This window comes from Mesorhizobium montanum (genome assembly GCF_033977145.1).
GTDB classification, from domain to species: Bacteria; Pseudomonadota; Alphaproteobacteria; order Rhizobiales; family Rhizobiaceae; genus Mesorhizobium; species Mesorhizobium montanum.
Genome location: NZ_JAVIJF010000016.1, coordinates 68,522 through 88,027 on the forward strand (window position 1 = coordinate 68,522; position 19,506 = coordinate 88,027).

General features: G+C 64.0%; 17 protein-coding genes. 9 read left to right on the plus strand and 8 right to left on the minus strand.

Annotation, left to right across the window (positions count from 1 at the left end):
• Positions 1–93 precede the first annotated feature (93 nt).
• The 8 genes from RFM68_RS21640 (at position 94) to RFM68_RS21675 (ending at position 8,177) form a co-directional block, all read left to right on the plus strand.
• A complete protein-coding gene (locus RFM68_RS21640; RefSeq protein ID WP_320235039.1) occupies positions 94–966 on the plus strand; it encodes a carbohydrate ABC transporter permease in 873 nt (290 codons plus the stop codon).
• Positions 967–976: 10 nt separating this feature from the next.
• The gene (locus RFM68_RS21645; protein WP_320235040.1) at positions 977–1,801 is read left to right on the plus strand and encodes a carbohydrate ABC transporter permease; all 825 of its coding nucleotides are present in this window, start codon (positions 977–979) and stop codon (positions 1,799–1,801) included.
• 65 nt (positions 1,802–1,866) lie between these two features.
• On the plus strand, positions 1,867–2,871 hold the full coding sequence (locus RFM68_RS21650) for an ABC transporter ATP-binding protein (protein WP_320235041.1): 1,005 nt from the start codon (positions 1,867–1,869) through the stop codon (positions 2,869–2,871).
• 24 nt (positions 2,872–2,895) lie between these two features.
• Complete coding sequence (locus tag RFM68_RS21655) at positions 2,896–3,666, plus strand: L-iditol 2-dehydrogenase (RefSeq protein WP_320235042.1); 771 nt, start codon at positions 2,896–2,898, stop codon at positions 3,664–3,666.
• Positions 3,667–3,828: 162 nt separating this feature from the next.
• On the plus strand, positions 3,829–5,307 hold the full coding sequence (locus RFM68_RS21660) for a mannitol dehydrogenase family protein (protein WP_320235043.1): 1,479 nt from the start codon (positions 3,829–3,831) through the stop codon (positions 5,305–5,307).
• 123 nt (positions 5,308–5,430) lie between these two features.
• Positions 5,431–6,114 carry an HAD-IA family hydrolase gene (locus RFM68_RS21665; RefSeq protein ID WP_320235044.1) on the plus strand — a complete coding sequence of 228 codons (684 nt, stop codon included), beginning with the start codon at positions 5,431–5,433 and terminating at the stop codon, positions 6,112–6,114.
• Positions 6,111–7,697: an FGGY-family carbohydrate kinase gene (locus tag RFM68_RS21670; protein ID WP_320235045.1), complete on the plus strand. Its 1,587-nt coding sequence runs from the start codon at positions 6,111–6,113 to the stop codon at positions 7,695–7,697. Before RFM68_RS21665 ends, RFM68_RS21670 begins: the two co-directional genes overlap by 4 nt.
• A 48-nt stretch (positions 7,698–7,745) precedes the next feature.
• Complete coding sequence (locus RFM68_RS21675) at positions 7,746–8,177, plus strand: hypothetical protein (RefSeq protein WP_320235046.1); 432 nt, start codon at positions 7,746–7,748, stop codon at positions 8,175–8,177.
• Positions 8,178–8,213: 36 nt separating this feature from the next.
• Here the strand turns inward: RFM68_RS21675 and RFM68_RS21680 are convergent, their stop codons facing one another.
• From RFM68_RS21680 to RFM68_RS21705, 6 genes are all read right to left on the minus strand, one after another.
• Complete coding sequence (locus RFM68_RS21680) at positions 8,214–9,302, minus strand: ABC transporter ATP-binding protein (protein WP_320235047.1); 1,089 nt, start codon at positions 9,300–9,302, stop codon at positions 8,214–8,216.
• Positions 9,303–9,305: 3 nt separating this feature from the next.
• Positions 9,306–10,352 carry an NAD(P)-dependent alcohol dehydrogenase gene (locus tag RFM68_RS21685; RefSeq protein WP_320235048.1) on the minus strand — a complete coding sequence of 349 codons (1,047 nt, stop codon included), beginning with the start codon at positions 10,350–10,352 and terminating at the stop codon, positions 9,306–9,308.
• 15 nt (positions 10,353–10,367) lie between these two features.
• Complete coding sequence (locus RFM68_RS21690) at positions 10,368–11,180, minus strand: carbohydrate ABC transporter permease (RefSeq protein ID WP_320235049.1); 813 nt, start codon at positions 11,178–11,180, stop codon at positions 10,368–10,370.
• A gap of 11 nt (positions 11,181–11,191) precedes the next feature.
• Positions 11,192–12,058: a carbohydrate ABC transporter permease gene (locus tag RFM68_RS21695; protein ID WP_320235050.1), complete on the minus strand. Its 867-nt coding sequence runs from the start codon at positions 12,056–12,058 to the stop codon at positions 11,192–11,194.
• A gap of 112 nt (positions 12,059–12,170) precedes the next feature.
• Positions 12,171–13,445: an ABC transporter substrate-binding protein gene (locus RFM68_RS21700; protein ID WP_320235051.1), complete on the minus strand. Its 1,275-nt coding sequence runs from the start codon at positions 13,443–13,445 to the stop codon at positions 12,171–12,173.
• Positions 13,446–13,685: 240 nt separating this feature from the next.
• Complete coding sequence (locus RFM68_RS21705) at positions 13,686–14,603, minus strand: AraC family transcriptional regulator (RefSeq protein ID WP_320235052.1); 918 nt, start codon at positions 14,601–14,603, stop codon at positions 13,686–13,688.
• Positions 14,604–14,842: 239 nt separating this feature from the next.
• Here RFM68_RS21705 and RFM68_RS21710 point away from each other — a divergent pair, with 239 nt between their 5' ends.
• A complete protein-coding gene (locus RFM68_RS21710; RefSeq protein ID WP_320235053.1) occupies positions 14,843–16,246 on the plus strand; it encodes an MATE family efflux transporter in 1,404 nt (467 codons plus the stop codon).
• 204 nt (positions 16,247–16,450) lie between these two features.
• On the opposite strand, the gene RFM68_RS21715 is transcribed toward RFM68_RS21710, so the two are convergent.
• Both RFM68_RS21715 and RFM68_RS21720 read right to left on the minus strand, forming a co-directional pair.
• Positions 16,451–18,994 carry an N-6 DNA methylase gene (locus RFM68_RS21715; protein WP_320235054.1) on the minus strand — a complete coding sequence of 848 codons (2,544 nt, stop codon included), beginning with the start codon at positions 18,992–18,994 and terminating at the stop codon, positions 16,451–16,453.
• Positions 18,995–19,032: 38 nt separating this feature from the next.
• Positions 19,033–19,446, minus strand: a complete 414-nt coding sequence (locus RFM68_RS21720; protein WP_320235055.1) for a hypothetical protein — start codon at positions 19,444–19,446, stop codon at positions 19,033–19,035.
• Positions 19,447–19,506 lie beyond the last annotated feature (60 nt).

A 19,506-nucleotide genomic window follows, 5' to 3' on the forward strand; every position in this document is an offset into this window, starting at 1 on the left:
CGCCCGAAACCCAGTTCGGGCGGCCACTTTTCAAAATCGGGAAGATTCTGGCACAATTCTGAAAATCCGGCTGACTTTGGGAGGGTGACCGTCATGGCTACTCAGCAAACCCGTTCGATTGCCCGTTTCATGATGGCGCCATCGGTGATCCTGCTGTTCGTCTGGATGATCGTGCCGCTCGCTTTCACGCTCTGGTTCTCGTTCCTGCAATACAATCCGCTGAACCCGATCCGCGACGGCTTCGTCGGTCTGTCCAACTACAAACTGTTCTACGACAATCCGGCGTTCTTCGCCGCCATTCTCAACACCCTGACTATCGTCGTGGCGGTCCTCTTGATCACCATCATTGGCGGCATTCTTCTTGCGCTGCTGCTCGACCAGCCGATCTGGGGCCAGGGCATCGTGCGCATCCTGGTCATTTCGCCGTTCTTCGTCATGCCGCCGGTTGCGGCGCTGGTCTGGAAGAACATGATCATGCACCCGCAATACGGTGTCTTCGCCGACATTGCGCGCTTCTTCGGCGCCCAGCCTATCGACTGGTTCGGCCAGCATCCGCTGACGGCGGTCATCATCATCGTCGCCTGGCAATGGCTGCCCTTCGCGACGCTGATCCTGTTGACGTCCCTGCAGTCGCTCGACGGCGAGCAGAAAGAGGCAGCCGAGATGGACGGCGCCGGCTTCATCAGCCGTTTCATCTATCTGACGCTGCCGCACATGTCGCGCGCCATCACCGTCGTCATCCTGATCCAGACGATCTTCCTGCTCTCGATCTATGCCGAGATCCTGGTCACCACCAATGGCGGCCCGGGCTATGCCTCCACCAACCTGCCTTTCCTGGTCTACCAGAAGGCGCTGCTGGAGTTCAAAATCGGCCAGGCGTCCGCCGGTGGCGTGATCGCCGTCATTCTGGCCAACATCGTTGCCTTCTTCGCCATGCGCGCCGTCGGCAAGAACCTGGACAAATAGGGAGGTCAAGATGGCACGCGCAGTCACCACCCAGCACAAGACCATCGCCACGGCCGCGGCCTGGATCGTCGCCCTGCTGATCTTCTTTCCGATCCTCTACACGATCATCACCTCGTTCAAGTCGGAGCAGGAGGCGATCCAGGGCTTCGCCCTGATCCCGTCCGGCACCATGGAAAGCTACGCCGAGGTGCAGGCGCAGAGCGGCTATTTCAAGTTCTTCCTGAACTCGGTGATCCTGGCGGTCGGCTCCACCGTCCTGGCTCTCCTGGTCGCGGTCCCGGCGGCATGGTCGATGGCCTTCTCGCCGACCAAGCGCACCAAGGACATCCTGATGTGGATGCTCTCGACCAAGATGATGCCGGCGGTCGCGGTGCTGTTCCCGATCTACCTGATCTTCCGCGACACCGGCCTGCTCGACAGCCGCATCGGCCTCACCATCATGCTGATGCTGATCAATCTGCCGATCGTGGTCTGGATGCTCTACACCTATTTCCGCGAGATCCCCGGCGAAATCCTCGAAGCGGCGCGCATGGACGGCGCCTCGCTTTGGAACGAGATCATCCATGTGCTGACGCCGATGGCGGTTCCCGGCATTGCCTCGACCATGCTCTTGAACATCATCCTGGCCTGGAACGAAGCGTTCTGGACCATCCGGCTCACCACCACCAATGCCGCGCCGCTCACCGCCTTCATCAGCTCCTTCTCCAGCCCGCAAGGCCTGTTCTGGGCCAAGCTTTCGGCGGCCTCGACGCTGGCGATCGCGCCGATCCTGATCATGGGCTGGTTCAGCCAGAAGCAGTTGGTGCGCGGCCTCACCTTTGGTGCTGTGAAATAGAGGCGGTGCCGTGAAGTAACAGCAACGCCAAGCAGCGGACGGCGAAAATCCCCCGGGAGGAAACCATGGGAAACATCACACTCAAGAACGTCTCCAAGTCCTTCGGGTCGACGACGATCATTCCAGACATCGATCTCAATATTGAGGATGGCGAGTTCGTCGTGTTCGTCGGTCCGTCCGGCTGCGGCAAGTCCACGCTGCTGCGCCTGATCGCCGGGCTTGAGGACGTCAGCGGCGGCACCATCACCATCGACGGCCGCGACGTCACCCAGGAGGCCCCGGCCAAGCGCAAGCTCGCCATGGTGTTCCAATCCTACGCGCTCTACCCGCATATGACGGTCGCCAAGAACATCGCCTTCCCGCTGAAGATGGCCGGCGAGGACCAGGCGACCATCGACAAGAAGGTCAAGGACGCCGCGCGCGTCTTGAACCTCACCAACTATCTCGAGCGCCGCCCGGGCCAGCTCTCCGGCGGCCAGCGCCAGCGCGTCGCCATCGGCCGCGCCATCGTGCGCCAGCCTTCGGCCTTCCTGTTCGACGAGCCGCTCTCCAACCTCGACGCAGCGCTTCGCGGCACCATGCGGCTGGAGATCAGCGAGCTGCATCATCAGCTGAAGACGACGATGGTCTACGTCACCCACGACCAGGTCGAAGCCATGACCATGGCCGACAAGATCGTCGTGCTCAACGCCGGTAACATCGAGCAGGTCGGCTCGCCCATGGAGCTTTACAAGACGCCGAAGAACCTCTTCGTCGCAGGCTTCATCGGCTCGCCAAAGATGAACATGATCGAAGGTGCGCCGGCGGAGAAGTATGGCGCCAAGACCATCGGCGTCCGGCCCGAGCATCTCAACATCTCGACCACTTCCGGCGACTGGAAGGCGACGGTCGGCGTTGCCGAGCATCTGGGTTCCGATACCTTCCTGCACGTCCAGGCCGATGGCATCGGCACCGTCAACGTCCGCGCCGATGGCGAGGTCGCGGTGAGGCATGGCGACACCGTCTATCTGACCCCGGACAAGACCAAGCTCCATCGCTTCGGCGCCGACGGCAAGGCGCTGGCCCAGTGAGGATGGGAGAGTGAGGATGGGAGAGTGAGGTTGAAAGGCAAATCGGCGCTGATCACCGGATCGGCGCGCGGCATCGGCAGGGCCTTCGCCGAAGCCTATGCGCGCGAAGGTGCGACGGTGGCGATTGCCGACATCAACCTGGAAGCGGCGGAAGCGACCGCGAAGGCGATCGGTCCCGCGGCTTACGCGGTCCAGCTCGACGTCACCGACCAGTTCTCGATCGAGGCCGCGGTGAAGGCGGTCGAGGCAAGGGCCGGCGGTGTTGACGTGCTGGTCAACAACGCGGCGATCTTCGACCTGGCGCCGATCGTGGAGATAACGAAGGCGAGCTATGAAAGCTTGTTCGCGGTCAATGTCGCCGGCACTTTGTTCATGCTGCAGGCCGCTGCCCGCTCCATGATCGCGCGCGGTAAAGGCGGCAGGATCATCAACGTGGCGAGCCAGGCCGGCCGCCGCGGCGAGCCGCTTGTCGCCGTCTATTGCGCCACCAAGGCCGCCGTCATTTCGCTCACCCAATCGGCCGGGCTCGATCTCATCAAGCATCGCATCAACGTCAACGGCATCGCGCCGGGCGTCGTCGACAGCGACATGTGGGATCAGGTCGACGCGCTGTTCGCCAAATATGAGAACCGGCCGAAAGGCGAGAAGAAGCGGCTGGTCGGCGAAGCCGTTCCCTACGGCCGCATGGGCAGGCCGGAGGACCTCGCCGGCATGGCGGTTTTCCTCGCCAGCGACGAGGCCGAATACATCGTCGCCCAGACCTACAATGTCGATGGCGGCCAATGGATGAGTTGACGGGGATGGGTTGAGGGGGAGGCGCTTCTCTCTTTCCTCCGGAGAAGACGCCGCGGGGCAGGTGAGGGGCAGCATACTGGAGCACCAGGTGTTGCCCCTCATCCTCGCTCCCTCGAAGGAGGCGGAACAGTCGGGCCGCAGATCGGCCAAAGGGTAAATGAGATGACCGTAAAACTCTCTTCCTCCAACCTCGCCAAGCTGCCGGCCAAGGTCGCCGGCCCGAAATATGACCGCTCCGCCCTGAAGGCGGGCATCGTCCATTTCGGCGTCGGCAACTTCCACCGCTCGCACCAGGCGGTCTATCTCGACGACCTGTTCGGCGCCGGCGACGGCCATGACTGGGGGTTGATCGGCGCCGGCGTGTTCGAGGGTGAGAAGATCGGCCGCTCCAAGCTGGAAGAGCAGGACTGGCTGACCACTGTCGTCGAGCAGGACCAGGGTCATATGAGCGCCCGCGTCACCGGCGCCATGATCGATTTCCTGACGCCTGGCGATGCTGCCGCGATCATCGACCAGCTCGCCGATCCGGCGATCAGGATCGTCTCGCTGACCATTACCGAAGGCGGCTATTTCATCGACCCGGCTTCCGGCAAGTTCAACCCGGCCCATCCCGACATCGTTGCCGACGCACAGCCGGGCGCGGCGCCGAAAACCGTGTTCGGCATCATCCTTGCCGGGCTGTTGCGCCGGCGTTCCGACGGCATCGTGCCGTTCACCGTCATGTCCTGCGACAACATCCCCCACAACGGCCACGTCACTTCCGACGGTGTCATCGGGCTGGCCCGGCTGATCGACGAGGACCTGGCCAAATGGGTGGAAGACAAGGTCGCCTTCCCCAATGGCATGGTCGACCGCATCACGCCGGCCACCACCGACCGCGAGCGCAAGATCCTCGCAGACGATTTCGGCCTGGAGGACAATTGGCCGGTGTTCTGCGAGCCGTTCAAGCAATGGGTGCTGGAGGATCACTTCACCGCTGGCCGCCCGGCACTGGAAAAGGTCGGCGTGCAGTTCGTCAAGGATGTCTCGCCCTACGAGCTGATGAAGATCCGCATCCTCAATGGCGGCCACGCCACGATCGCCTACCCAGCCGGGCTGATGGACATCCATTTCGTCCATGAAGGCATGCAGGAGCCGCTGGTGCGCGCGTTCCTCTCGAAGCTCGAGCATGACGAGATCATCCCGACCGTGCCGCCCGTGCCGGAAACCGATCTGGAGGAGTACTACCAGCTCATCGAGCGCCGTTTCTCCAACCCCAAGATCGGCGACACCATCCGTCGGCTTTGCCTGGACGGTTCCAACCGCCAGCCGAAATTCATCATCCCGACGATTGCCGACCGGCTGAAGGCAGGCAAGGGCGTCGCCGGTCTCGCGCTGGAATCGGCCTTGTGGTGCCGCTATTGCTTCGGCACCACCGACAGCGGCGCCGTCATCGAGCCGAACGACCCGAGCTGGGATCGCATGCGGGCGACCGCCAAGGCGGCGAAGGACGATCCGAAGGCCTGGCTGGCGATGGAGGACATCTATGGCGATGTCGGCCGCTCGCCAGTCTTCGCCGAGGCCTTCGCCCATGCCCTGAAGGTCCTGTGGGCGAACGGCGCGCGCGAAACCCTGACGCGCTATCTCGCCGGGAAGCTCTAGAGCGTGATCCCGAAAAGTGGGAACCGGTTTTCGGAAAAGATCACGCTTTAACAACGAGTTGGATCAGGATGACGATTCAGCGAAGCGTTGTCCTGATCTGAGACCCACCGGAAGCATGCCGCGATGACGCCTGAACTGGTCATCTTCGACTGTGACGGCGTGCTGGTCGACAGCGAGGCGCTTTCGGTCTCGGCGCTGCTCGGCATGATCGAGCTGGCCGGCGGCACGATCTCAGAGGACGCCGCCTACGAGCATTTCCTCGGCAAGAGCATGAAAAGCGTGCGCGAGATCCTCGGCCGCGACTTCGGGCTGGAGATCAGCGACCGGCATCTGACGGCCATGCGCGTCGACCTGATGCGCAAATTCCGCGAGGAATTGAAGCCGATCGCCGGCGTCAGGGAAGTGCTGCCGAAGCTCGGCCTGCCTTGCTGCGTCGCCTCTTCCGGCACGCTGGAACGCATCCGCTACGCGCTCGACGTCACCGGCCTGCTCCCCCTGCTCGAGCCGCATCTGTTCAGCGCCACGATGGTCAAAAGCGGCAAGCCGGCACCCGACCTTTTTCTCCATGCCGCCGCCAGCATGCGGGCGCATCCGCGCGACTGCCTGGTGATCGAGGACAGTCCCGCCGGCATCGCCGCGGCCCGCGCGGCGGGCATGCGCGTCTTTGCGTTCGCCGGTGGCTCGCACGCGTCCAATCCCGCCCTCAAGGCGCGGCTTGCGTCGACGGAGCCGGACTCTATATTCGCTGACATGCTGCAACTACCCGATCTGATTGCAGGCCTGGGAGCGAGAGTAAAAGCATCTTGACGAAAAGCTTTGTTTGCGCGGTCGATGTCGGCACCGGAAGCGCTCGCGCGGGCATACTCGACTCGCGGGGCAACCTGCTCGGCCGCGCCGATTACCCGATCGCCATGCATCAGCCCAAGCCAGATCACGCCGAGCACGATTCGGAAGATATCTGGTCGGCGGTGTGCAAGGCCGTGCGGGTCGCTCTGCAGAAATCCGGCGTCACCGCGGGGGATATCGCCGGCATCTCTTTCGACGCCACCTGCTCGCTGGTTGTTCGCGATCGACAGGGCGGCCAGCTTGGTGTCTCGGTCACCGGCGAGAAGCGCTGGGACACCGTCGTCTGGCTCGATCACCGCGCCATCGCCGAGGCCGACGAATGCACGACCAGCGGTCATGCCGTTCTCGATTACATCGGCGGCGTGATGTCGCCGGAGATGGCGACACCGAAGCTGATGTGGCTGAAGCGTCATTTGCCGAAGACATGGGAAGAAGCCGGCTATCTGTTTGACTTGGCCGATTTCCTGACCTGGAAGGCAAGCGGCTCGCTTGCCCGCTCGCAATGCACGCTGACGGCAAAATGGACCTATCTCGCCCACGAGGACAGAAGCTGGCGGCGCGATTTCTTCGAGCTCGTCGGTCTCGGCGATCTGTTCGAGCATGGCAACCTGCCAGAAAAGGCAAGCCCGGTCGGCACCGATATAGGCCCGCTGACGGCGCAAGCAGCGGCTGAACTCGGGCTGACCGAGAAATGCCGGGTCGGCGCCGGGGTGATCGATGCCTATGCCGGCGCGCTCGGCGTTCTGGGCGGCTTTGCCGGCGATGAGCAAAACATCAGCCGGCATCTGGCGCTGATCGCCGGCACGTCTTCCTGCGTCATGGCCATGTCGCGCGACCCGCAGCCCTTTGCCGGCGTCTGGGGTCCTTATTACGGCGCGGCGTTGCCGACGCTGTGGCTGTCCGAAGGCGGCCAGTCGGCCACCGGCGCGCTGCTCGACCACATCATCCGCTGGCATGGCGCCGGCGCCGAGCCGGACGCGGCCATGCATATGAAGATCGCCGGGCGCGTCGCCGAGTTGCGCGCCGAGGATGGCGACGCGCTGGCGGCGCGGCTGCACGTGCTGCCGGATTTTCACGGCAACCGTTCGCCGCTCGCCGACCCGCACGCGGTCGGCGTCATCAGCGGCCTGACGCTCGATTCCTCCTTCGACAGCCTGTGCAAACTCTACTGGCGCACCGCGGTCGGCATAGCGCTCGGCGTGCGCCATGTGCTCGAGGCGCTGAACGAGAACGGCTATCTGATCGACACGCTGCATGTCACCGGCGGCCACACCAAGAACCCGCTGCTGATGGAGCTCTATGCCGACGCCACCGGCTGCACGGTGGTCGAGCCGCTGGCCGACGAGGCGGTGCTGCTTGGCACCGGCATGGTGGCGGCGACCGCCGCCGGGCTCTACGGCGACCTCAGCGCCGCTTGCGTCGCCATGCAGCAGGGCGGCAGGACGCGCGCGCCCAACAAGGCCGCCGGCGCCCGCTTCGACCGCGACTACCGCATCTTCCTCGAAATGCACCGCCAGCGGCAGTCGCTCGACGCGATTGGGTAGCTGATCATAACCTGACGTATCAGACATCTGCGGCAATTGAGGGCGGACATGATAACAGACCCTCTGGTTAGAGCTGAAATCGCTCAAGAGTGGACAGTTGTTGAGAGCTTGAAGAACTGGAGCCGCAGCGCAGCGTTGCCCGGCTTAATGGTCCAGATTGATCCCCCAGTTGAATTCTTCAACTTGCCTTTAGTCCTTGCCTACTGTGCCTTGGACAATTTCCTGCTGCAGTGCATTCATGAGGCCTTCTTCCCCATGCCTTCAACGCCGGGCCGCAAGAAACCGAAGCGATTTCAGTTGGCAGAGAGAATGAGCGCTTCGCGAAGCGCGCTAAATTGGATTGACTATGATCTCGTTACGAACGGGAGGAGCGCTCGGAACGACCTAGCTCACCGCGCTATCGTTGCCTCCGCCGCCGATTGCTTCAAATTTATCAATGCAGTCGGCGCTGAGTTGCGTGGCTGGGGAATCATTTCTTAGATAGTCGCGCCGCTTCAATGTAACCACGACAATTTCTTATTGCTTGCGCAGCGACTTGCCTGTCTCGGCGTCGAACAGATGGATGCTCTGCTCTTCGAACGTGTAGCGGACGGGCGCGCTCTGTTGCGGGCATTCGCGGGCCGGCACCAGCGCGCTGATCTCCTTGCCGCCCGAGCCGAACGTGACCAGCGCGTCATTACCGTGGAACTCGATGAGATCGGCGGTGCCCTGCAGCAGGTTTCCTGCGCCGGCGGTTCCGGCCGTCTTCAGATCCGGAGGCCGGATGCCGAGCACGACGCGATCGCCATCGCGCAAGCAGAAGTCGCTGCCTTCCACCGACAGCACCGTTCCGGCACCAGTAAGTGTCCAGCCATCCATCTTGCGGCCGACCGTGGCCTCGATGAAGTTCATGTTGGGCGTGCCGATGAAGCCGGCGACGAACAAATTGCCCGGACGGCGATAGATTTCCGCCGGTGAGCCGATCTGCTCGATCACACCGTCCTTCAAAAGCACGATGCGGTCGGCGAGCGTCATCGCTTCGAGCTGGTCATGCGTGACATAGACGGTGGTCGTCTTCAGCGATTGGTGCAGCCTGGCGATCTCGACGCGCATATGGTTGCGCAGCTTGGCGTCGAGGTTGGAGAGCGGCTCGTCGAACAGGAACACTTTCGGCGTCTTGATCATGGCGCGCGCGATCGCCACGCGCTGCTGCTGGCCGCCGGAAAGCTCGGTCGGCTTGCGGCCGAGATAGGGTTCCAGGCCGAGCGTCCGCGAGACCGCCTCGACCCGCTTCTTGATCTCGGCCGCCGGCACTTTCTGCCGCTTCAGCCCGAAGGCGATGTTGTCGAAGATGGTCATATGCGGATAGAGCGCGTAATTCTGGAACACCATGGCGATGCCGCGGTCGCCCGGGTCGAGATCGTTCACCACCTTGCCGCCGATCGACACCTCACCGCCGCTGATGTCTTCCAGCCCGGCCAGCATCCTGAGCAGTGTGGACTTGCCGCAGCCGGACGGGCCAAGGAAGACGACGAATTCATGCTCCTCGATCGACAGGTTGAGATCGCGGATGACGCTCGTGGCGCCATAGGCCTTGTCGACATGGGAGCAAACGATCGCGGACATTTGTTATCCCTTCTCGCCGGTAAGCAGGATCTGCAGCTTGACGTCCTGCGGCTTGCCTTCCGCGGCGCGCTCGAACGCCTTGATGCTTTCGGAGAAATCATAGGTGCCGGTGATCAGCGGCTTGAGGTCGACCTTGCCGGAGGCGATGAGCTGCAGGGCGCGGTCGAAGATGTTGGCATAGCGGAACACGGTCTCGATGCGCACCTCCTTCGAGATCGCCGCCGGCACATTGAGCTCGACCGGCTCCACCGGCAGCCCGACCAGCACCACCGCGCCTCCCGGCCGCACGATTTCGAACAGGTCGGCGAAGGCCTTCGGGCTGCCGCTCGCCTCGAACACGATATCGGCGCCCCAATTGTCGGTCGCGGTCCGCACCGCATCGACCATCGATTGCTCGCCGATATTGACCGGCACGATGCCCGGATACTGGGCAGCGATCTTCAACTTCGGGGCGGAGAAATCGGAGATCAGAACTTTCGAGCAGCCGCCCGCCAGGGCGGCCAGAGCGATCATGATGCCGATCGGGCCGCAGCCGATGACGACGGCGACATCGCCGGGCACGATGCGGGCCCGCGCTGCCGCCTGCATGCCGATGGCGAAGGGCTCGACCATCGCGCCCTCGCCGAAGGAGACATTGTCCGGCAGCTTGTAGGTGAAGGCCGCGGGGTGAACCGCGTAGGGCGCGAGCACGCCATGCACCGGCGGCGTCGCCCAGAAGCGGACGTCGGGGTCGACATTGTAGATGCCGAGCTTCGTTGCGCGCGACGCAAGGTTCGGCACGCCGGGCTCCATGCAGACGCGGTCGCCGACCTTCAGGTTCGCGACATTGTCGCCGACCTCGACGATCGTGCCCGACGCCTCATGGCCGAGCACCATGGGCTGGCGCACGATATAGCTGCCGATGGCACCATGCGTGTAATAATGCACGTCGCTGCCGCAGACGCCGACGGTGTGGATGGCGATCCTGACGTCGTCCGGACCGACATCGAGCGGCAGCGCGATCTCGCGCAGCGACAGTTCGCCTTTTTTCTCAAGCACCAGTGCACGCATCGGGTAAGCCTCACTTCAACTCTTCTTTTGCCGGAAAACGGAATTCAGGAAGCCGCTCAACACGCCGAGGAACAGCAGCGGCGGCAGCGACAGCAGCACGACCGAAGCGTTGAGGATGCCCCAGGGCACGTTCATGCCTTGCTGCGACAGTTCGGACGCGACGATCGGCAGGGTCTTGGCGTTCGAGCTCGACAGCATCAGCGCGATCAGGAATTCGTTCCAGACCAGCACGAAGCTGAAGGCGACGGCGCCGGCGAGCGAGCGCGCCGCGACCGGCAGCGCGATCCGCCAGAACACCGAATAGGCGCCATAGCCGTCGACGAAGGCCGCCTCCTCGATCTCCTTCGGCACAGCCTGGAAGGCCGGGAAGGCGAGCCACATGATGACGGAGATGGTGAGCAGCGAATAGGTGACGATCAACGCCGGCAAAGTATCGTAGAGGCCCACCTGCAACCAGATCACCATCAGCGGAATGGCGACCGCCACCGGCGGCAGGAAGCGCAGCGACAAGACGAAGAACTGGATGTCGCCGGCAAAGCGGTTCGGATAGCGCGCCACCGCATAAGCCGCCGGCAGGCCGAGCGCGACGCCGATCAGCACGGCGCAGCCACAGGCGACGATCGAGTTGTAGAGGCCGGTCAGCACGCTGTCGCGGCCGAGGATGTAGCCGATATTGGCGAGCGTCGGCGTGAAGATCACCTTCGGCACGCGCGTGATGATGTCGACATTGTTCTTCAGCGCGTTGAGCGCCGTCCAGACAAGCGGGAACACGGCGAGGAATCCGGCCAGCGCCAGGATGGCCTTGGCGATCAGGCGGCCCGGTCTCATCCGATATTGCTTCATGCCTGCACCCGCTTCCACAGCAAGGTGAAGGTGATGACGGTTGCGATCATCATCAGCACCGCCATGGCCGAAGCGTAGGAGACCTTGCCGGATTCGATGAAACCTTGCGAGAAGGCGTACATGTCGAGCGTCTCGGTCGCGACGCCCGGCCCGCCGCGCGTCATCACATAGATCAGGTCGAAGGAGCGCAGCGACTCGATCATCTTGACGAACATCAGGCTGATCAGCGGCGCCTTGAGCATCGGCAGGGTGACATAGGCATGGATCTGCCAGCGCTTGGCGTGGTCGAGCCGCGCCGCCTCGATCGGTTGCGGCGGCAACGTCTCGAGCAGCTTGAGCACGATCACCGCGAAAAACAGCCCCCATTGCCAGACATCGACCGAAGCGACGGCGAACAGGGCGGTCGCGGGCTTGGACAGCGGATCGAAGATCAGCCCGCCGGTGACGAGCCGGTAGGGATAGGTGGCGATGCCGTAGAGCGGATGATAGGCGAACTTCCACACGAAGGCCGCCGAAACGCGCGGAAGAAGCACCGGGACGATGAACAAGAGGCAATAGACATTGCGCAGACGCGGCGCGGCGACCTCGAACATCAGCACGCCGAGCCCGATCGCCACCACCATCGTCGCCACGACGGTGACGATCTCCCATTTCACCGAAACCCAGACGGCGTTGAGGAAGCGGCGGTCGAGGAAGAGGTCGGCGAAGTTCGAGAACCAGACCCAGGAATAACCCGTCGTGCTCAGTTCGCGGTTCTGCAGGGCGATGATGATTGCGTAGAGCGTCGGCACCATCGACAGCACCAAAAGGATGACGAGGGTGGGAACGAGAAATGTGACCGGCAGGGAAGAGCGTCGGCGCATTGCCTATCCTCGGGTTGTCTCGGATGCCTTGGGATCGCTGTTGTGAACCCGCGGCGCACGGGTCCCGGCATTCCGACGAATGCCGCGGACTGCGCGCGCCGCGGGGGGAGGATTACTTCTTCTTCACCAGCTCGTTGGCGTAGGCCTCGAGCTCGTTGAGGCCGCCCTTGATGTCGGTGCGCGTGCCGGTGACCAGCTCTTCCAGGATGATGCCCCAGCGGTCGCCGAGATCGGGCCAGCGCGGATCCTGCCAGAAGTTCACCGCCGTCACCTTGCCGGTCTCGGCCAGCGCCTGGCCGAGATCGGCGCCGTAGATGTCGGCGAATTCCTTGCTGGAGAGGATGCTGGTGCGGTTGAGCTCGCCGAACTGATGCGCGTCGAGCCGGCGCTTCTCGTTCTCCTTCGACGTCGCCCAGGCGATGAACAGGCCGGCGCATTTCTTCGAGGCGTCATCCGCGTTGGCCTTGGTGGCGATGGCAAGACCGTGGCCGTAGCCGCCGCCCGGCAGTGGCGACGGCGGCGGCAGGAAGCCGATCTTGCCGACCACCTGCGAAGTCTTGGGATCGACCGCCATGCCCGACAGTGGCGTCGATTCGACGAGGATGGCGACCTGGCCGGACAGGAACGCGCCGGTCGATTCATCCCAGCTGCCTGTCTGTGTGCCGGGGGCGGAGTCCTTGAACAGCTTGAGATAGGTTTCCGTCGCCTTCACGGCCGCGTCCGAATTGAAAGCCGGCTTGTCGCCGTCGAACCACTTGCCGCCATAGGCCTTGAAGAACGGCATCCAGCGCCAGACATTGGCGCCCGAGCCGCGCGCGCCGCGCAGCGCGATGCCGTACATGCCCTTGTCGGGGTCGTTCAGCTTCGCCACATCGGTTATCAGATCGTCGAGCGTCTTCGGCGGCTGGATTCCGGCGGCTTCCAGCACGTCCTTGCGGTAGACCATCAGGTCGCCGCCGCCGGTCAGCGGCGCGAACCAGACCTTGCCGTCATAGGTGGCGACCTTCTGGCGGCCCGGATCGAAATCGGCGTAGTCATAGTCAGCCGGATAATAATCGGTCAGCGGCGCGATCCAGCCCGACGAGGCGAACAGCGCCACATTGGCCTCGTCGACATAGTAGACGTTGTAGTTGCCGACGGTGGAGGCGTCGGCGCGCGACTTGGCGCGACGGTCGTTCTCGTTGAGGTAGTCGATCTGGAACGAGGCGCCGGAGAGCTTCTTAAATTCGTCCTTGGAGTCCTCAAGCAGCGTCAGCCCGTCGCGCGGCTGCGCCAGCACCTTGACCGGCGCCGAGCAGGCCGGCGCCTGGGCCAGCGCAATCGTTGAAACGGAAGCGGTAAGCACGAACGCTGCGCCAAGGCTGGCAGCGAGCCGATATGGATTCATTGATTTTTCTCCTCCAGGAACAGTCGCGGGAAGCGGAAGTTCTCGGGCTAAGCGGCTTTCACCGTCGCTCGGGTGGCCTGCTACCCGTCGCCAAAATGCGGAGTTGTGAACGGCGAGACTAGAAGCCCCGGTGCAGCAGACCTGTACTTTTATGCATTGTGCGATGCAAAATATGGCGCCCGCGGAGTCTGCTACTCACACGAGTATCAGTATCGCCAGGATAGTTTCCGTTCGGCCGGATCAGGCCCGCAGCGTCAGCCGCTGCCGCGACAGTTTGCGATAGGATGACGGTGTCATCTTGTGCTTGCGCAGGAAGGCGCGGTTGAAGTTCGAGATGTTCATGTAGCCGACCTGGAAGCAGATGTCGGTGATCGGGATCTCGGTATCGGCGAGCAGCTTGCAGGCCTGCCATAGTCTCAGCTTGGCGATGTGGTCGCTGAAGGAATTGCCGGTGTTCTTCTGGAAGAAGCGCGAGAACGTGCTTTCGCTCATGCCGGCCAACGCCGCCACGTCCGGCAATTTCAGGTCCTCGGCGAAATGCTGGAACAGATAGGTCAGCGAACGCTGGATGATGTCCAGCGATTGAGCGTCGAGAAGCGGGGAGAAGTCCGGCGACGAGAGCAGCTCGTATTCGTCGGTGGCGGCCAGAAGGTCGAGCAGCTCGAGGAACAGGCGGAACCTTGCCAGCCCATGCACCTCTCCCATTCGTTCCATCAGTCCGGCGCCGTCGAGCGCCGTCTGGCCATGGAAGACCATGCCGCGTAGCGAGCGCTCCAGGAACGGCTCCAGCTCGCGCAGCTCCGGCAGCAGTCCGGACGAACCGCGCAGCCGTTCGAGATCGAACTGCAGCACGATATCGCGGCCCTCGATCAGTTCGCCGGGCTGCACCGCCGTCACCCAGTCATGCGGCAGGCCGCCGCCGACTATGGTCAAATAGCCCGGCCCGAACTCGCCGATATGGTCGCCGACCAGCACCACGCCTGACGATTTCCTGAGCAGATGGATTTCGTATTCGGGGTGAAAATTCCAGACATTGCGCTCCCACGGATAGTCGTCGAGCCGCCACAGAAAACTGTCGCTCGCCTCGGTCACGATGTGTTCGAAAGCGGGCACCGTGCGCGGGATCGCGGCCGTGTTCTTTCTGCGCCTGAACGGCATCAAAACCTCCCGACATGGTGCGCCGGCTGCAAAAGCTTGGGCATCCGTAGCAGCCCGCGGCCGGCAAATGAAAGAGGCGTCGAGGATTCCAGGCTACGCAACTGGCTCAATCGCTACCCGGCCCTCCTCCCTTGCCAAAATGTCGCATTTCGTTCACAAGGCGACGCAAACGGCGCCATTTTGCGCCGTGCGGCTTCCGGGCCCGGTCCCGATGCGCCGTGTTCTGAAAGAGCGGAACAATGTCTGCGATCAAAGCCGGCGCTCGCGCGCCGGAAAACCTTTGGCGTCAGGAAATCAGGGCGACGGTCGCGCTCGCCTGGCCGATGGTGCTGACCAATCTCGGCCAGACCGCCATGACCGCCACCGACGTCATGATGATGGGCCGTCTGGGGCCGGATACGCTGGCCAGCGGCGCGCTCGGCGCCAACCTCTATTTCATGCCGCTGATCTTCGGCCTCGGCCTGATGCTGGCAACCTCGCCGATGATGGCGACCGAGCTCGGCCGCCGCCGCCATTCGGTGCGCGACCTGCGCCGTACCGTGCGCCAGGGCGTGTGGCTGGCGATCCTGATCTCGATCCCGATCTGGCTCTTCCTCTGGCATGGCGAGAGCGTGCTTCTTGCCATGGGCCAGGAGCCGGCGCTCGCGCATCGGGCCGGCACCTATCTGCGCTGGTTGGAATGGGCGGTGCTGCCCTTCTATGGCTACATCGTGTTGCGTTCCTTCATCTCGGCGCTGGAGCGGCCGGGCTGGGCGCTGGTCATCGTTTTCGTCGCGGTCGCCTGCAACGCCTTCTTCAACTGGGTGTTCATGTTCGGCAATCTCGGCGTCCGGTCGATGGGCATTGCCGGCTCCGGTCTTGCCACCACACTGTCCAGCACGCTGATGTTCGTCGGCCTGGCCGGGGTGGTGATGCTGGAGAAGAAGTTCCGCCGTTACCAGTTGTTCGGCCGCTTCTGGCGCTCCGACTGGCCGCGCTTCCGCGGCCTGCTCAGGCTCGGCCTGCCGATCGCCGGCATCCTCGCCTTCGAGGTGACGATCTTCAACGCGGCGGCCCTGCTCATGGGCCTGATCGATGCGGATTCTCTGGCCGCCCATGCCATTGCCATCCAGATCGCCTCGATCTCGTTCATGGTGCCGCTCGGCCTCAACCAGGCGGTCACGGTGCGTGTCGGCCTCGCCCATGGCGCCGGCAATCCGGAGGGCGTTTCGCGCGCCGGCTGGACCGCTTTTGTCATCGGCGTCTCCTTCATGGCGCTGATGGGCCTGGTGATGATCCTGTGGCCGCAGGTGCTGATCAGCGCCTTCATCGATCTGGCCGATCCGGCCAATGCCAGGGTGATCACTTTAGCCGTGTCGTTCCTGGTGTTTGCAGCACTTTTCCAGATTTTCGATGGCGCCCAGGCGGTCGCTTCAGGCATGCTGCGCGGCCTGCACGACACCAAGGTGCCGATGATCTATGCGGCGATCGGCTATTGGGGCGTCGGCCTGCCGCTCGGCGTGCTGCTCGCCTTCCATTTCGGCCTGCACGGCGTCGGCATCTGGATCGGCCTGGCGTCGGGCCTGGCCGTCGTCGCGGCACTGCTCTTGGCGCGCTGGCTGCGGCGCGACCGCCTGGCGCCGGCACTGGCGTTCGGACATTGAAACAGGTGGCCGGATAGCCGGATGGTAGTCACATCTTAACATTGCAGCTCGCTAAACGACGCCTTTAGATCAGCCCACGAAACGTCCGTTAAGCACCAGCAGCTGTCAGTCAGACAATGTTCGGCAATGACCGCAACGGGGCCGGCAGCGGGCCGGCAGGTAACGGGCCGTTCGGTTGGATTGCGGACCTTTGAAGTGCAGGCGTCAGGGAGGAAGCAGCGCGTCGACGAGACGCTCGATCGTTTCCGCCACGCCGTCGGCAACCAGCGCCTCCCGGATTAGCCGCCGCTTGGTGGTGAAATGCGCGACGTCGGGCAGTTCGACGCGCGCGGCGACCTCGGCGGCGTGCAGAGCCGCCGCGGCAAGGTCCATGTGCAGCGCTTCGGCCGCGTCGAATTCGGGGATCGGCAACGTCCAGACCAGATTGTCGAAGTCGCGCGGGTCGCGTTGTCCGACTGGCTGAAGGTCCCTAACGCGATCGAGCACGATTCTCGTGTTCAGGATGGCAGCTACATACGCGGCTTCTTCGACCGAGTGGGCGGTCGACCAATAAGCCTTGTGGTCGACCACAACGTCCTCGTCCTCAAGCCAGCATGCACTCAGCCGTGTTCCGGCTTTCGTGTAGAGAACGCGTACTGGCGCTCGATTGGCTTGGGCCCTAAGTGTGCCCATCGCATCGACGCGCTCGGCAAGTGACATGCGAGCGTAGCCGTCGACATCCTTATTGCTGTGCTCGTTCCACTTCGCTTCGGCATCGCGCAGCCAAGCGGCGAGGCCACGATGCCCACGTGCGTCGGCGCTGGCGGAAGTGAGGATCGCACCATTCTCCATCGGGACCACGCCCGTCACGAGGTCGAGGACTCGATAAGGCGCGACGGACTCGCCCAACGCGATCCTACGCAAGAACACGCGTTCGACCGAACCCTCGGGGGGCGCAACGCCCGTCCACGGCCGCTTGTCGAGATTGCCCACACGGCCTCGCACGCGAGGCGCGTCGCGGCGGCTTTGCAGGCGCCCGGCAGAGGCATGCTCCACGAGAAAGAACCGGCGCGGCGTTAGCGTTGCACCCTGCCGAAAGCGCTTCCGATAAGGAGAGGCGGAAATCAGCGTGCGCGGCCTTGGCCAAGCGCCGCGCACATGTTGGAGAATCTCGGCCGCCTCAGCCTCGCTGGCATCGCGCCGGCGAAGCACGCCCACCCAGCGATCGATCTCCGCTGGCAGCGGCCCCGCGCGGTCGCGCTGTCCAAAGAGTACGCAGGTGCTCGTCGTGCTGCTGCCCGATTGCGCACCGAAAATCGGCCATACCCGCTCCAGCCCCCAGCCGCCGGTGATCGCGACGCGCACGCGCTCCATGCTTCCGTCGCGCATCGCCGCGAACACCGGCGCGTTTAGTGCGGCATAGGGCAGGACGAGCGCCAGCGTGCCGCCGTCGCGCAGATAGCGTTCAGCGCCCCGTGCCCAGAACAGCGCGAACATGTCCTGATGCGTGGCGAGGCTGCCGCCGACCCAAAGATTGTAGCTCTGCAACGCCTCGCGCAGCCGGTCCTTCATCTCCGCGCTCAGGTGGCGATAAACGATCCAGGGTGGATTGCCGATCAGCACGTCGGCCCGGTGATCGGGATGCGACAGCCACACCGGACGCAGCAGGTTGCGCAGGATGAAGGTCCAGATGTGGTTGCGGCCGTCGAGATAAAGCTGCTTCAGTTGCGCGAAGGTGCGGCCGAGCATGGCCGCGTCCTCGGTCGTGGCGCCGGCGCGGGTGATCGCGTCCCGGATCGCGTCCGGGTCGGCGAGGGTGTCGAGCCCGCGGTTGAGCTCTTCGAGCGCGCGCTCGAACAGGTTATGGTCGGTCGCCAAGCCGGCAGGGATGCGCAGGGGCGGATCGTTCGGTGGCACGTCCACAAGCACTTCGGCAGATGCGCCGAGCGGGCGCAGGTTCCATTGCATCGAGTCGCCCATGTACACAGGCACGCTAAGCGTGGGCGGCCGATCCTGCACCAGATCGCCAAGCGCCAGCAGCCAGGTGACGCGCGCGAGCGCGACCGCGACGGGATGCACATCGATGCCGAACACGCGATCGGCGCAGGTAGCGACGATCTCGACCGGCGGAAGCCGCGCCTCGCGGCCCGCTTCGATCAGCCGGCGCAGCGCATGGAACAGGAAGGTTCCCGAGCCACACGACGGATCGAGCACGCGCTGGTCCAGCGGGCGTGGGATTGCGGCCGCGACTACCCGCGCCGCCAGCCAATCGGGCGTGTAATATTCGCCCAGATCGTGGCGCTCGTCGGGATCGATCAGGCTCTCATAGAGGCTTTTGAGAACGTCGACCTCGACGTCGCGCAGGCGAAAGCGCACTGTCTCTCGGGCAAGCGAGCGCACCAGTTCATCACCGCCTGTGGCGAGCAGTGGCCAGTCGAAGAAGTCGGCCTCGACGGCGCCGACGATGCCTTCGTTCGCTAAAAGGCGGCCCGACAACATCTCCGCCGGATCGCCGACTGCCAGATCGAGGACGCGCGCCGCGATCGCCTTCACGAGGATGGTCAGATAGGTGTGCTGGAGGAACAGCGCGTCACTGCCGACGTCGTCGCCATATACCTGGCGCAGCAATCCATCCCACAGGTCGCGCTTCAATCGCACTTCGGGATGGTCGCCGACCTCGGCCCACAGCCGCTGGAGTTCCGCATGCGCGCGACCGAAGGCGAGGCTGTACCGGCCAAAGGCGAGCGCGACCGCGATCGGTGTCGGCATCACCTCGGGAACGGGCGACAGCAGCGGGTCGAGCCAGCTCAGCAGCCGTTCGGGTGCTCCACGTCGACGTCGTAACGGCCGATGGGTGCGAGCGTGCCGTGACTAAGCGTATAGGCGAGCAGCGTCGCGCCGTCGGTGGCAAGGCCGACCGTGGTGCGGCCGGGCGCGCTGCCGCGGCTCGCGTCGGCCAGATAGTGGGGCATGCGGGCGACGACATCGCGCTCTTCACGACGAAGATCGCTCTTCAGTTCGATGACGGTGGCGCCCCACGCCACGTCGATCCGCCCACTGTTGTCGACAAGATAGCGTTCGTGCTCCAGTTCGCTGAATGCCGCGCCGAAGCCTTCCCGCAGCAATTCCGTGACCAGACCGCGCAACGCCTCGTGTCGCGGCCGGGAGGCCATCGACCGGACAATGTCGGGCAGGCGATCCCTGCGCCAACCGTTTGCCACTTATCCCCCTCCAGCTTGGGGCCGCACCGTTGCCGCCGCATGCGCGAGAGCATAGGTTGC